Origin of the sequence: Pseudomonas prosekii, assembly GCF_900105155.1 — a bacterium.
GTDB lineage: Bacteria > Pseudomonadota > Gammaproteobacteria > Pseudomonadales > Pseudomonadaceae > Aquipseudomonas > Aquipseudomonas prosekii.
In genome coordinates, this window is record NZ_LT629762.1 from 4,859,071 (window position 1) to 4,872,863 (window position 13,793).

14 protein-coding genes are annotated in these 13,793 nt (G+C 59.7%); 4 read left to right on the forward strand and 10 right to left on the reverse strand.

Annotated features, from left to right (window positions below; translation table 11 throughout):
* Position 1 precedes the first annotated feature (1 nt).
* The 3 genes from BLU01_RS22105 to BLU01_RS22115 all read right to left on the reverse strand — a co-directional run bounded on the left by BLU01_RS22105 (position 2) and on the right by BLU01_RS22115 (position 3,111).
* On the reverse strand, positions 2-364 hold the full coding sequence (locus BLU01_RS22105; RefSeq protein WP_092279485.1) for a terminase: 363 nt from the start codon (positions 362-364) through the stop codon (positions 2-4).
* Positions 365-609: 245 nt separating this feature from the next.
* Entirely contained in the window at positions 610-2,094 is a 1,485-nt protein-coding gene (locus BLU01_RS22110; protein WP_092279487.1) for a methyl-accepting chemotaxis protein, read from the reverse strand.
* Between the two features lie 207 nt (positions 2,095-2,301).
* A complete protein-coding gene (locus BLU01_RS22115) occupies positions 2,302-3,111 on the reverse strand; it encodes a TatD family hydrolase (protein WP_092279489.1) in 810 nt (269 codons plus the stop codon).
* A gap of 234 nt (positions 3,112-3,345) precedes the next feature.
* On the opposite strand from BLU01_RS22115, the gene BLU01_RS22120 reads away from it, so the two are divergent.
* The 3 genes from BLU01_RS22120 (at position 3,346) to BLU01_RS22130 (ending at position 5,862) form a co-directional block, all read left to right on the forward strand.
* Entirely contained in the window at positions 3,346-4,767 is a 1,422-nt protein-coding gene (locus BLU01_RS22120) for an MltF family protein (RefSeq protein ID WP_092279491.1), read from the forward strand.
* Between the two features lie 103 nt (positions 4,768-4,870).
* Complete coding sequence (locus BLU01_RS22125) at positions 4,871-5,305, forward strand: DoxX family protein (protein WP_092279493.1); 435 nt, start codon at positions 4,871-4,873, stop codon at positions 5,303-5,305.
* 248 nt (positions 5,306-5,553) lie between these two features.
* Entirely contained in the window at positions 5,554-5,862 is a 309-nt protein-coding gene (locus tag BLU01_RS22130) for an aldo-keto reductase family protein (RefSeq protein WP_092279495.1), read from the forward strand.
* A gap of 3 nt (positions 5,863-5,865) precedes the next feature.
* Here BLU01_RS22130 and BLU01_RS22135 read toward each other — a convergent pair whose 3' ends face one another.
* From BLU01_RS22135 to BLU01_RS22155, 5 genes are all read right to left on the reverse strand, one after another.
* On the reverse strand, positions 5,866-6,228 hold the full coding sequence (locus BLU01_RS22135) for a response regulator (RefSeq protein ID WP_092279497.1): 363 nt from the start codon (positions 6,226-6,228) through the stop codon (positions 5,866-5,868).
* Between the two features lie 23 nt (positions 6,229-6,251).
* Positions 6,252-7,691 carry an ATPase domain-containing protein gene (locus BLU01_RS22140; RefSeq protein WP_092279499.1) on the reverse strand — a complete coding sequence of 480 codons (1,440 nt, stop codon included), beginning with the start codon at positions 7,689-7,691 and terminating at the stop codon, positions 6,252-6,254.
* 237 nt (positions 7,692-7,928) lie between these two features.
* On the reverse strand, positions 7,929-8,642 hold the full coding sequence (gene arsH, locus BLU01_RS22145) for an arsenical resistance protein ArsH (RefSeq protein WP_092279501.1): 714 nt from the start codon (positions 8,640-8,642) through the stop codon (positions 7,929-7,931).
* A 48-nt stretch (positions 8,643-8,690) separates the two neighbouring features.
* Complete coding sequence (locus BLU01_RS22150) at positions 8,691-9,161, reverse strand: arsenate reductase ArsC (RefSeq protein WP_092279503.1); 471 nt, start codon at positions 9,159-9,161, stop codon at positions 8,691-8,693.
* Between the two features lie 89 nt (positions 9,162-9,250).
* Positions 9,251-9,595: a metalloregulator ArsR/SmtB family transcription factor gene (locus BLU01_RS22155; RefSeq protein ID WP_181381742.1), complete on the reverse strand. Its 345-nt coding sequence runs from the start codon at positions 9,593-9,595 to the stop codon at positions 9,251-9,253.
* 438 nt (positions 9,596-10,033) lie between these two features.
* On the opposite strand from BLU01_RS22155, the gene greB reads away from it, so the two are divergent.
* A complete protein-coding gene (greB, locus tag BLU01_RS22160) occupies positions 10,034-10,507 on the forward strand; it encodes a transcription elongation factor GreB (protein ID WP_092279507.1) in 474 nt (157 codons plus the stop codon).
* A 97-nt stretch (positions 10,508-10,604) separates the two neighbouring features.
* On the opposite strand, the gene BLU01_RS22165 is transcribed toward greB, so the two are convergent.
* Together BLU01_RS22165 and BLU01_RS22170 are read right to left on the reverse strand one after the other, a co-directional pair.
* The gene (locus tag BLU01_RS22165) at positions 10,605-13,109 is read right to left on the reverse strand and encodes an ABC transporter permease (RefSeq protein ID WP_092279509.1); all 2,505 of its coding nucleotides are present in this window, start codon (positions 13,107-13,109) and stop codon (positions 10,605-10,607) included.
* Complete coding sequence (locus BLU01_RS22170) at positions 13,109-13,792, reverse strand: ABC transporter ATP-binding protein (RefSeq protein ID WP_092279511.1); 684 nt, start codon at positions 13,790-13,792, stop codon at positions 13,109-13,111. The genes BLU01_RS22165 and BLU01_RS22170 overlap by 1 nt, the downstream gene beginning before the upstream one ends.
* Position 13,793 lies beyond the last annotated feature (1 nt).

The following is a 13,793-nucleotide window of genomic DNA, read 5'->3' on the forward strand; positions in this document are numbered from 1 at the left end:
CTCAGCGCCGGTGGCGTTTGCGCCATGCGCGCCACCAGCCGCCGCTGAGGAAAAATCTCGGGAACGTCAGGAATTGCTCGACCAGCAAACGCGACATCGCGTCTTTGTGATCCGCGAACGGCTCGGAGGCCTGCGCCTCCAGGCTGTGGCCGTGGCGCTGCAAACCCAGCGCCGCAATCACGCCGATGACGCCAATCACGATATTCAACAGGCTCAGGCTGAACACCCCGGTGACGATCAGCAGAAAGCCAATGATGAACAGCGGCACGGCAATCAGGTGCAAGGCCAGATTGGTCGGGTGCTGATGGTTGTGCGGGTAGGACTTCCATTGCCAGGCCGGAAGGTTGGGATGACGTTTGCCCATGATGAAATTCCTTAATACACGTTGAGACACATGTTTGAAGGATAGGCGGGGCAGGGGTGGGAGACGAATCGAGGTTGGCTATCACAGCGATAGGGTCGATGGCTCAAAACGATGTTGGCTGAGCGGGCGCCATCGCGAGCAAGCTCGCTCCCACAGGGGATTTGCGACGTTCACATATCCTGTGTGGGGGCGAGCTTGCTCGCGATGAGGCTTTCAGAGCTTCAGGGCCTTAGAGCTTCAGGACCTTAGAGCTTCAACTGCCCAATCGCCTTGCTCAATTCCCCGGCCAACGTCGCCAACTCGTTACTGGTATTCGCCGAATCCACGGTCTGCTGCACGGTGTTTTCGGTGACGTCGCGAATGCTCACCACCGAACGATTCATTTCCTCGGCGACATGGCTTTGCTGTTCGGCCGCCACGGCGATCTGCGTGTTGCTCTCGCGCATCTGCGCCACGGCGCTGGTGATTTGCGCCAGCGCCGCGCCGGCCTCCTGCGCCTGCTGCACGCAATCGTCAGCCTTGAACGAGCTTTCCTGCATGAAATCCACGGCGTCGCGGGTGCCTGCCTGCAACGCGGACACCATCAGCGTGATCTCGTCGGTGGAGGTCTGCACGCGTTTGGCGAGGTTGCGCACTTCATCGGCAACTACCGCAAACCCGCGACCCATTTCCCCGGCGCGCGCCGCTTCGATGGCGGCATTCAGCGCCAGCAGGTTGGTCTGCTCGGCGATGCTGTGAATCACCCCGACCACGCCGTTGATCTTCTGACTGTCCTCGGCCAGACGTTGAATCATCTCGGCGGTCTGCTGCACGCCGCTGGACAACCCGGCAATCGATTTCTGAACGCGACTGACCACTTCCTGCCCGCTGCCGGCCAGGGTATCGGCGCTTTGCGACAGGTCGCGGGTGGCGCCGGCGTGCTGGGCGATGTGGTACACCGTGGCCGTCATTTCGTTGATTGCGGTCGCGGCTTGATCGGTTTCGCTTTGCTGGCCGAGCATGCCGTGGCGCACTTCATTCATGCTCGACGCCAGCCGCGCCGCGCCGACATCCAGCTGCCGCGCGGTGTTGGCGACGGTGTTGACCACGCGCTGATAACCGGCCTGCATCGCATTGAACGCATTGGCCATCTGCCCGACTTCATCCTTGCCGACCAGCGGCACACGGGCCGCCAGGTCGCCGGTTTTCTCGACGTGCAGCATCACGTCTTTCAAGGTGTTGAGCTGGCAGAGCAGGAAGCGAATGAGCAATTGCGAGGCGCCCAGCATCGCCAGCATCAGGATCGCCACCGCCATCGCGTAATTGACGAAGCGCTCGCCGAACACCTGGCTGAGGCTCGGGCCGTAAGCGATGACTGCGACTTGCTGGCCGTCGGCGCGGCTGAGCACTTCGGCGCCCAGCAATGGGTTGTCGCCGAACAATGGCATTGGATTGATGGCGGCCCAGCCGTTGGCGGTGTCGGTCAGTTCCAGCAGCGGCTGCCCGTTGAGACGCGGCGCCTGGCCGCGACTGAAGATCAGCACGTTATCAATCTTGGGCAGCGGCTGCCCGGCGGGCCAGGCACCAAGCAGTCGCGCCTGCGCTTGCGCGGACACTTGAGAGGCGTGGCTGCGCGCCTGTTGTTCGAGCTGAACGGCGTACAACACCAACAACAGCGTGGTCACGAAGGCGACCGCATTGACCGCCCAGAATTTATATTTCAGCGAGATGTTGCTAAGCCAGGCACCCATAGGAGGTTTTCTCTGATAGCGGAAACAGCATTGGCAAGGTGCCAGCATTGTGCCGCTATGCAGGGAATCGAATTTTGATGCAGGTCAACGACTGCCGCATTCCCCTGTAGGAGTGAGCCTGCTCGCGAAAGCGGATGCTCAGTCACATCAATGTTTGATGTGCGGACGCTATCGCGAGCAGGCTCACTCCTACATGGGGATTTGGGGTTACTGGGGAATTGCGGGGAGCCGGAAGAACGCTCGTGCGCACGCCGTGGTATGCGCCGCCAGATCTTCCTCGCTCTCTTCACGATGCAATGCCACTTCGCGCAGCACTTCAGTCAGATACGCCGGCTCGTTACGCCCATTCTTCGGTTTCGGCCGCAGGCTGCGCGGCAGCAGATACGGCGCATCGCTTTCCAGCATTAAGCGCCCACGCTTGATCTCCTTCACCAGCGGATGCAGATGCGTACCGCGGCGCTCGTCGCAAATCCAGCCGGTTATGCCGATGTGCAAGTCGAGGTCGAGGTAGCTGAACAGCGCTTTTTTCTCGCCCGTGAAGCAATGCACCACGGCGGCCGGCAATTGGTCGCGGTAATCACGGAGGATTTCCAGCAAGCGCTGGCTCGCATCGCGCTCATGCAGGAACACCGGCAATTGCAGGTCGACGGCCATCGCCAGATGCGCTTCGAGGACTTTTTCCTGCTGCGGACGCGGCGAGAAGTCGCGATTGAAATCCAGTCCGCATTCGCCCACCGCGACCACATGCGCTTCCTTGAGCAAACCGCGCAGGCGCTGCTCGCTGTCGGCGTTCCAGTCACTGGCGCTGTGCGGGTGAATGCCCGCGGTGGCGAACAGCTGTTGGCCGCTCTCGTCCAGTCGACGGCACAGCTCCAGTGCCTGTTCGCTGCCGTTGACGCTGGTGCCGGTGAGCACCAATTGGCAGACCCCCGCAGCGTAGGCGCGATCGAGTACAGCCTGGTGTTTGTCGTCGAAACTGGGGTTGGTCAGGTTGACGCCGATATCGATGAGTTGCATGGTGCTACCTCGGACCAAAGGCCGGAAAGCATATCAGAGCTGTAGATTTATAAGAAAAACCAAGAACTACAAGAAGTTGAGGCTGACTCTTGATGCCGCAAGACAGGTTGTGATGGTGAAAATGCCATCATTGCGCCGATCTTCGGTACGTGGCCAGCGCTGCAGGCGCTCTGTTTCTGTCGTTAGATCTCATGAAACCTCATGAAATCAACCAGTATTCTTTCCGGAGAGTGGATGATACGTCCCTCGGTTTTGCTACTGCTGTGTTGTTCGTTGCTGCTGCCGATGCCGGCGCTCGCGCGTTTGGCTGGCCCGCTGCAAGCCGTGCCGGCGAGCAAGGTCCGCGACCTCGCGGAAATCCGCAGCAGTCGCGTGCTCAAAGTCCTGGTCAATCAGAGCCGCAACAGCTCCGGCGAAGTCCAGGGCCAGGCCATCGGCGTCGAATATCATCGGCTGCGCGCTTTCGAGCAATACCTCAATGGCCACGCGCGCGATGGCCAGGAAATCACCCTCAAAATCATCCCCAAAGCCAAGGATCAACTGCTCGGCGCGTTGCAGCGCGGCGAGGGCGATCTGGTCGCGCCCGGCGAATTGCTCGACGCGCAAGCGGGCCATGCGGTCAGTTCCAGTGCGCCGATTGCCAGTAACGTGCCGCTGATTCTGGTCGGTATCAAAGGCGAGCGCCGTTATACGCGTCTGGAGCAACTGTCCGGCAAAACCCTGGCATTGCCGACTGGCAGCGCCGCTGGCGATGCGGTCAGTCAGATCAATCAGAAACTCGCGCTGCACAAACTGGCGCCGGTGAAAGTCGAGTGGGTCGACCCGAGCCTGGCAGTCGAGGACGTGCTGGAAATGGTTCAGGGCGGGATTTTTCACCTGACCATCGTCGAGCAGCCGATTGCCGAGCGCTGGGGCAAGATCCTGCCGAAACTGCGCCTCGACCGGCAGGTGCAGATCAGCGAGCCGGGCGAGGAATACTGGTTCGTGCGCCGCGATGCATCGATGCTGCGCGCGAGCATCGACCGCTTCCTGGTCACCTATAAAAAGCCCTCGGATCAGGACGTGGCATTCTTGCGGATCTATCGGCGGCTCTATCAAGTCCACTATCCATTGGCCAAGGCTGACCGCCAGCGCCTGGAAAAACTTCGCCCGGTGCTGCAGAAACACGCCGATGCGCAAGGCATGGACTGGCTCAACCTCGCGGCGCTGGCGTTCAAGGAATCGGCGCTGAAACCCGAGGCGCGCAGTGGCAGCGGCCCGACCGGTTTGATGCAGATCACCCCGTCGGCGGCGCAGCGGGTCGGCGTGAACAATATTCAGAACCTCGACGCCAATGTGCAGGCCGGGGCCAAGTACCTGGCGATGATCCGGCGCAAATTCTTTTCCAGCCCCAAACTCAACGAGCGCGAGCGCATGGCGTTCGTGCTCGCGGCTTACAACATGGGGCCGGAGCGCGTGCAGGGCATGCGCGCCGAGGCCCGGCGGCGCGGCTTGAACCCCAATCAATGGTTCTTTCAGGTCGAACGCATTGCCATGGAGCAGGTGGGAATGGGCGCCGTCAGCTATGTTAATAGCGTGAACAAGTATTACTTTGCGTTCGATCGGGAGCGGGAATCGTTGGAGCCTCAAGGGCAAAAAGTCGCTTCACGGAAATGATCGACTAAACTGATTGTTATGGCGGAATGTTTGCGCTTTTAACATTCGATTTGCCGATTAATATGGCGGCCAACCAACACACACTCACAATGGATGACACAGCATGAGCACTCTGATCAACAAGGTTCTGTTTACCCGCGCTGGCTACGGCCTGACTGTTCTGCGGATCTTCGTCGGCATCATCTTCGCTGCCCACGGTTCGCAGAAACTCCTCGGCTGGTTCGGTGGCTACGGCCTCGCCGGCACCGCGCAGTACATGGAAAGCCTTGGCCTGGCGCCGGGCCACCTGATGGCGATCCTCGCCGGTGGCACCGAGTTCTTCGCTGGCCTGGCGTTGATCATCGGTTTGCTGGTACGTCCTGCGGCACTCGGCCTTACCTTCCTGTCGCTGGTGGCGATCTTCACCGTGCACATCAGCAACGGCCTGTTCATGGCCAACAACGGTTACGAGTTCGCCCTGGCTCTGCTCGGTGGCAGCATTGCGGTGCTGATCGAAGGCGCCGGCAAGCTTTCGGCAGACCGCGCAATCGCCGGCTGACCGCTCTGGCTCAACGAAAAGGCCCGCATTGTGCGGGCCTTTTTTGTTTGGCGTCATTCTTGACACTGCTCGGTCAGTTTCTCTACGATGCCGCTCATGCGCCGATTTAAACAGCTACTTGCGGGGCGCCAGGTGACTCATTCAGTTGCCGATAGAAGCTTGCGTCACGGCTTCGAAATACCGCTAAAGCGCTGGTTCGGTGTTGCCTCTCACCTGCCATGCAGACTTTTGAGGCAGAGACACGACCCATGAATGCACTAAGCCCCGTTGTACGCCCCGCGCCGATCACGGCACATCTCACCCAGCGCAATCCAAAAATCCTGCTTGGCGGCAAACATCAGCCGACGCTTCTGCGTTATCTCGACGGCTGGCCACGGCGCAGCGGCGGGCCTGCCGCGTTTCTGATCCAGTTTGTTGAAGACGGTGAATCGCTGGCGCGCTTTGCCAGCGACAGTTTCGATTTGGCGGTGATTCATTCGCCGAGCCTCGACGACGCGCCGGAAATGATCAAGCAACTGACCCGCGTTGCCCGCCAGGGGCTGATTACTCGGCGCTGACGACTAATCTGCGCCGAGGAGCTTTTTAACCTCGGCAATGATCAGGTCGATGTTGAAGGGCTTCGCCAATACAACATCAAACAAATCCGAGCGCTGCATGCCGATGTGCGCCTGAGCGCCGCTCATCAAGATGATTGGCAGATGATTGACTGAGGGCTGGGCTCGCACGGCAGTGGCGAATTCCAGGCCATCCATGACCGGCATCATAAAGTCGGTAATGATCAAGGCTGGCCTTTCTCTGTCCAGCACCTCAAGTCCTTTTCGGCCATTGCTGGCGGTCACCACCATGAACCCTTCATCCTCCAGCGCGAAGCAGAGAATATCAGCGATCAAGTACTCGTCGTCGACGACCAGGATGGTGGTCATGTTAATTCAACCCACGCAAAAGCTTAAGAGTTTGAACCCGCAGATGTCTCAGTAGGGACTGGTGGCTCATGTCTTGAAGCCTTTTTCAGGAAAACATCGTGATCTTCAATGACAATCTCAAATCGCGAGGGGTCATAAGAACTATCTCGTACTTTAAGAATGGACAGCGTCCTGCTTAGTTCAGAGTGATTCTCGGAGAAGCGCATCAACATCAGGTTATCGACGATGCTCGACAGGTCAGAGTTGGGTGCGGTGACCTCAGAGCCAAACAAATCGCGCATTTCCCAGGAGGCAAATACCGTCACACCGCGGGATCGCAACTCGTTCATCAACGCGCTGAAGAAATCAGTAATGCGCGCCGGATTGGTCGACACTCGCGTCATACCGCTGAGGCTGTCGATGAACAGGCGCTTGATGCCTTTTTCTTCAACGATGCTCAGCAGCCGCGCGCCGAGTCCGTCGAGCAGGCCTTCAGTCGTCGGCTGCCAGGCGATGGTCAGTGCGCCGCTGTCCTCCATGCCTTTGATGTCGATGCCCAAGGACAGGCCTTTGAGCCGTAACCGTTGCGGACTTTCGTAAAAACCAAAATGCAGGCCCGGAGCTTCCACCGTCGATTCGGCGAGGAATTTGAGGCCCAGCGTGGTTTTGCCAATCCCTGACGGGCCGATCACCAGCGTCACACTGGAACTGTGCAGGCCGCCACCCAAAATGCCGTCAAGCGAGCCAATGCCACTGGGAATACGCGTCAAGTCGGAGCTGTCGGGGGCGGAGGGGTGGCTGTAAAGACTTTCCAGGCGAGGGTAGACGACCAAGCCCTGATCGGTAATTTCACACTCATGAAGACCGGTCATTGCGCCGCTGCCACGAGTCTTGCGCAATTGAATGCGACGGACCGAGCGCGTGCCATAGAGCTCTTCGCCCATCTCGATGACGCCATCAACCATGGTGTGCTCAGGGCTGCCGTCGTCAAGACGCGAGCTGGTGAGAAACAGCACTGTGCAACCCGCGAACGCGGCGTGCCCCTGCAACTCTGAAATGAATTTCTTGGTGTCGATGTGCGAATCGGCTTTGGAGCGCGCATTGAGCAAACCGTCGACCACCATGACTGTGGCTTTCTGGCGGCTGATCTCGCGCCGAAGCAGTTTCACAACCTCATCCAGCCCTTCGTTTTCCAGCGTGTCGAATGCGCTGACAAACTGAATTTCGGCGCCAACTTTGGACGAGTCGAAAAAGCTCAGGGTCGAAAGAAACTGAAAAAGACGGTCGTGTGACTCGGCCAGCAGCGTGGCGACCAGAACCCGGCCGCCATTGTTCGCATGATGGAACCCGAGCTGGTTGGCGAGGATCGTTTTGCCAGACCCCGGGCGCCCCTGGATTATGTATGAAGCGCCCGCGACCAGCCCTCCTTTGAGCAGAGCGTCGAGCCCTTCTATTCCACTTTGGAGGCGTTTTAGCTTTTCCACAATGCGACCCTGATCTGAAAAACAGGCTGTTTAAGCCGAATGGACGGAATGCTAACGCCATTTTCGTTTTGGAGCCATTCACGCCTGGCTCATTGATGGCCAATCGAGCAGTTAATCCCGGTCCCAGGCCGACTTTTACTCGGACTTCGTACCGCTATCGGTTTGCTCAAATCAGCCTTCCTTGCAGATGACCTCCCAATCCTGCAGTGATTCAAATGCAGGACCAAAAATGTGCGGTTAAATCGAGCGCTGGTTGACACGCAGGGACAATTCTTCGGCGGACTCTTTTCGCTCGGAGTAACGATCAACCAGATAGTCCTGACGATCGCGCAGCAGCAGTGTGAACTTCACCAGTTCTTCCATCACGTCCACCAGTCGGTCGTAGTAGGCGGACGGCTTCATCCGGTCGGCGTCATCGAATTCAGTGAACGCCTTGGCCACCGACGATTGGTTCGGGATGGTGAACATGCGCATCCACCGACCCAGTATCCGCAGTTGGTTGACCACGTTGAAAGACTGCGAACCGCCGCACACTTGCATCACGGCCAGGGTCTTTCCTTGCGTGGGTCGTACAGCACCCATCGCCAGCGGAACCCAGTCGATCTGGGCCTTGAACACTGCGCTCATGGCGCCATGGCGCTCAGGGGAACACCACACCTGGCCTTCAGACCAAAGCATGAGTTCGCGCAACTCCGCAACTTTGGGATGGGTCTGCGGCGCATCGTCCGGCAGCGGCAAACCCGAGGGGTCGAAGATCTTGCTTTCGGCGCCAAACTCCTCCAGCAGGCGGGCGGCTTCCTGAATCACCAAGCGGCTGAAAGAGCGTTCTCGCGTCGAGCCATACAGCAGCAGAATGCGTGGCTTATGGAGTGACGGCGTGCGCGGCTCCAGTTGCTCCAGCGAAGGATGGTCGATCAGGTCGGCGTGTACGTTGGGCAATGTGTCGTGCATATAAACTCCTGCGGCGGCGCCGGGGCAGGGCGCCGCCTCGGTTGATCTTTAAAGCGAACCGATCCGGTCCAGTTCAGTTTTGAGCCGGTCGGCGCTCATGTTCTCCAGCGGTAGCGCAAAAAAGGCGCTCGCGCGTTCGCGAATCTTGCCGAGGGTGGCTTCAAACGCTGCGCTGATCTCGGCGTCTGAACCGGTGACTTGCGACGGATCGGCCAAGCCCCAATGCGCCTTCAAGGCTGGCCCGAAAAAGATCGGACATGCTTCACCTGCAGCCCGATCACAGACGGTAATGACAATGTCTGGAGGCGAACCTGCAAACGCGTCCGACGCCTTGCTGCTCAACCCCGTGCTGGAAACGCCCGCCGCTTCCAGCGTTTGTAATGCGCGCTGATTGACTCGACCACTGGGAAAACTTCCCGAGCTGACCGCTTCTACGCCATCCGGCGCCAAGTGGTTGAACAGCGCTTCCGACAGAATGCTGCGGCAGCTGTTGTGGGTGCACATGAACAAGACTTTCATCAGCAGATTCCCTGATTCAGAAATTGAGGCGCAATGCCGAGGCGCGCAGGCTGGCAATCAGCCTTTGATTAACCCGGTTCGGACGTGAATCAGCTGCACATCGCCTGATTGACAGGACGGTCGTTCATGCAGCACAGGCGTTTCGTCTCGGTTTCCAGCCATTGCTGATTGGCGTCTACGACGTCTTTCAACACCGCAGTCACCCACGCTGGCATATCGGGATTCAGTCGGTAGTAAACCCACTGGCCCTGGCGACGATCCATCAGCAAACCGGCAGAGCGCAGCAGTGCCAAATGACGAGAAATCTTGGGCTGACTCAGGTCGAGTGCCGCCGTCAGCTCGCACACGCAGAGCTCGCCTTCACTGACGACGAGCAGCGTAATTTTGGCGCGGGTGTCGTCTGCCAGGCACTTGAACAAAGTGGTGGGGTTCATGGGCTCTGTCACGGATCCTCCTGATGTTCGGTCTCAAAGCAAATGGAGAGCTTGATGCGCTTGTGGATGTCCTGGCGCGTATGGCGGATGGCAATCGCTGAAGCGCTTTGATAGCAAAGCCTTAGTTGACCCAGACGCATACGAAAAACCGAATATACGTTTTAGCGAATATTCGGTAAAGCGAATATTAACTTCACCCTGCGGTAGGCGTTTGTTGTCAAAGCGCTGGACGAGCATGTTCAAGGATTGGGTTTCGAAATGACTATCCAGGCAACCTGTGCACGGAGCGGCTAGGCGGGGCGCCTCTTGAACGGAAACTATCGAGGGAAGAATAATTATCTGGATAGACACGACGGCGCCGTGTATTGCTACGTCCATAGGCTGGTTGCACGCGGCAGAGCGCTGCTCGCCAGTGAATGATTGAGAGGCGGGGCATTTGTGAGTACGAACATCATTACCGTTGAGGGCCATGAAGCCCTGAAGCAAGAGCTGGATTACCTGTGGAGAGAAAAACGCCCTGATACCACCAGAAAGGTTACGTGGGCGGCGTCTTTAGGCGATCGAAGCGAGAATGCCGACTATCAATACAACAAAAAACTTCTGCGAGAAATTGACCGTCGGGTGAGGTATCTGCGCAAGCGTCTCGAAGACGTTCGGGTTGTTCACTACTCTCCGGAACAAGAGGGGCATGTGTTTTTTGGCGCTTGGGTGGAGGTTGAAAACGAGGCAGGCGAGATCAAGAAATTCAGAATCGTTGGATATGACGAGATCTATGGTCGCAACGATTACATTTCGATTGATTCACCGATGGCGCGCGCACTGTTGAAGAAACAGGAAGGTGATGAGGCGGTTGTGCAGACGCCCACCGGAGAAATTCTCTGGTGGATCAACCAGGTGACATACGTCAAATAGCTCGTAGCAAACAGTTCGGCGGGCATCCGCGCTGCACTTTTCAGGGTGAAGCGCGCTGCCGGTTCATGCCGACTTTTGGGCTGCGTGCCAGGACCTGTCAGCCCTCGCGCAAGACTGTCAGGGGGCTGGCGTTCAGCGCGCGGCGCGTGCCGAACACACCGGCGCCACCGATCAGCACTGCGCCAATCAACGGCAACACCAGCAGCCACGGATGCGGCTGCCACGGCAGGTCGAAGGCGTAGCGGTAAAGCACCAGACTCACCACTTCCGAACCGATCGCCGCGAGCAAACCACTGACCGCGCCGAGCAGGCCGAACTCGATCCGCCGCGCCTTGACCAGCAGTTTGCGTTCAGCGCCCAAGGCTCGCAGCAACGCGCCTTGGCGAATCCGCTCATCCAGGGTGGCCTGCAAACCGGAGAACAGCACCGCCATCCCCGCCGCCAGGACGAACAACAACACGTATTCCACCGCCAGCGTGACTTGCGCAAGGATGCTGCGCAGCTGCTCCAGCAAAGCTTCGACCTGCAAAATGGTGACTGCCGGGAACGCCCGGGACAGGTCGACAATCTGCTGATCGTGACCGGCCGCCAGATAGAAACTGGTGAGGTACGTCGCGGGCAAGTCCTTCAAGGTGCCGGGCTGGAAGATCATGAAGAAGTTCGGCTGGAAATTGTCCCAGTTGATGTCGCGCAGGCTGGTGACTTTCGCTTCGCGATTGACCCCGCCAACGGTGAACACCATGTGATCGCCCAGTTTGAGTTTCAGGCTCTCGGCGACTTTGCCTTCAACCGACACTCCCGGAACCTCGTCCGGCGTCTGGTCGCTCCACCAGCTACCCGAAGTGAGCTTGTTGCCGGCCGGCAGGTCCGCCGCCCAGGTCAGACTCAAGTCACGCTGGATCGCCCGGTCACCGGCCGAATCCTTGCTGACGATGTCCTGCACCGCTTCGCCGTTGATGCTGATCAAGCGACCGGGAACCACCGGATACAGCGGCGCCGACTGCGCCGACAATTCGACCAGACGATCGGTAAAGGCTTGCTTCTCCGCCGGCAGGATGTTCAATGCGAAGTAGTTCGGGGCGTTTTTCGGTAACTGGTTCTGCCAGGTGTCGAGCAGCTCGCCACGGAGCAGGGCGATCAACGCCATCGACAGCAGAATCAAACCAAACGCCAGCGCTTGACCAGCCGCCGCCAGTGGATGGCGCAGCAATTGGCCCAGCCCCAGGCGCCACGGCAGCGAAGCGCGGGCCAACATCCGGCGCAGGCTTTTCAGTAGCAGCAGCAGCAAACCGCCGAGGACCACAGCAGCGACTACGCCACCGCCGAGCAGGGCAAAAGTCAGCACCAGATCCAGACTCAGGCGCCACATGATCAAGCCGAGTGCGCCGAGTGCTGCGCCGTAGACCATCCAGGTGCTGGACGGAATCGGCAACATGTCGCGGCGCAATACACGCAATGGCGGCACCCGGCCGAGAGCGGCCAGCGGCGGCAGGGCAAAACCGGCGAGTGCCACCAGCCCGGTGCCGATCCCGGCTACCGCCGGCAGCAAGCCGCCCGGTGGCACGTCGGTGGGCAGCAAGTCGTGCAGCAACGCGAACAGCCCGAGTTGTGCCAGCCAACCGATCAGGGCACCGCTGAGACTCGCGAGCAGACCCAGCACGGTCAACTGCAAACTGAACAGCACCATGGTTTCCCGGCGTGACAAACCCAGGCATCGCAGCAGGGCGCTGGCGTCGAAACGACGGGTGGCGAAGCGCGTTGCCGACAGCGCAACCGCGACGCCGGACAACAACACCGCGACCAGACTGGCCATATTCAAATAGCGTTCGGCTTTGCCCAACGCGCCACCGATCTGTCGGTTGCCGTCGCGGGCATCCTGCAGGCGTTGGTTGGGGGCGAGGCCGGGTTTGACCAGTTGCCGATAGGTTTCCAGCGCCTCAGCTTTGCCGCGCCAGAGCTCGCGGTAGCTGACCCGGCTGCCGGGTTGCACCACGCCAGTCGCCGTGAGGTCGCTGAGGTTGATCAATACGCGTGGGGTCAGGCTGTAGAAATTGCCGGCGCGGTCGGGCTCGTAAGTCAGCACACGCGCCAGTTTCAAGGTTTTCATGCCGACGTCGATGCTGTCGCCGATCTTCAGGTCCAGCGCCGTCAGCAGTCGCGCCTCGACCCAGGCTTCGCCGGATTTCGGCCCGCCGCCGGATTCTTCGGCAGCGAAGGGCGCCGGGGCGCTTTTCAGTTCGCCGCGCAGGGGATAAACGTCGTCAGCGGCTTTGATGCTCGACAGTTGAATGCCGTTGTCGGTGGCGATGACGCTGGAAAATTCCACCACCTGAGCATGTTCAAGACCCAGCTCGGTGCCGCTGCGGATTTGCTCCGGTCGCGCTGGCGAGCTGCCTTCGAGCAACAGGTCGGCGCCGAGAAATTCGGTCGCGCGCAGCAGCATCGCGCCATTCAGGCGCGCGCCGAAATAACCGATGGCGGTACTCGCCGCCACGGCTACCAGCAATGCAAAGAATAATACCCGCAGCTCACCGGCGCGGGCGTCGCGCAGCAGTTGGCGGATGGCGAGGCTGAACAGGCGCAATAGCGGCAGGCGTGCCATCAAGGCTCCAGAGGGGCGACCAGCAGGCCGGCTTCAAGGCGGATCAGGCGCCGGCAACGATGTGCCAGGCGTTCGTCGTGAGTGACCAGCACCAGCGTCGTGCCGCGTTCCTTGTTCAATTCGAACAACAGATCGCTGATGCGCTCGCCGGTGTGGCTGTCGAGGTTGCCGGTCGGTTCGTCGGCGAACAGCACGTCGGGTTCGGCGGCAAATGCCCGGGCGATCGCCACGCGTTGCTGTTCGCCGCCGGAGAGTTGGCGTGGCGAATGAGTCAGGCGCTGGCCGAGGCCGACGCGTTCGAGCAATTGCGTGGCGCGTTGCCGGGCGTCTTTGCGGCCATCGAGCTCCAGCGGCAGCATCACGTTTTCCAGCGCATTCAGGCTGTCGAGCAACTGGAACGACTGAAACACAAACCCGACGTGTTCGGCACGAATGCGCGCGCGTTGGTCTTCATCGAGATTGCTCAGCGCCTGCCCGGCCAGCGTGACTTCGCCACTGCTCGGCAGGTCGAGGCCGGCGAGCAAGCCGAGAAGGGTGGATTTACCGGAACCGGAGGCGCCGACGATGGCCAAACTGTCGCCCTTGTTCAGTTCCAGGCTGAGTTCGTGCAGGATAGTCAGTTCACCTTCCGCGCTGGGAACCACTTTGCTGAGGTTCTTCGCGGTGAGAATGCTTGCGCCCATG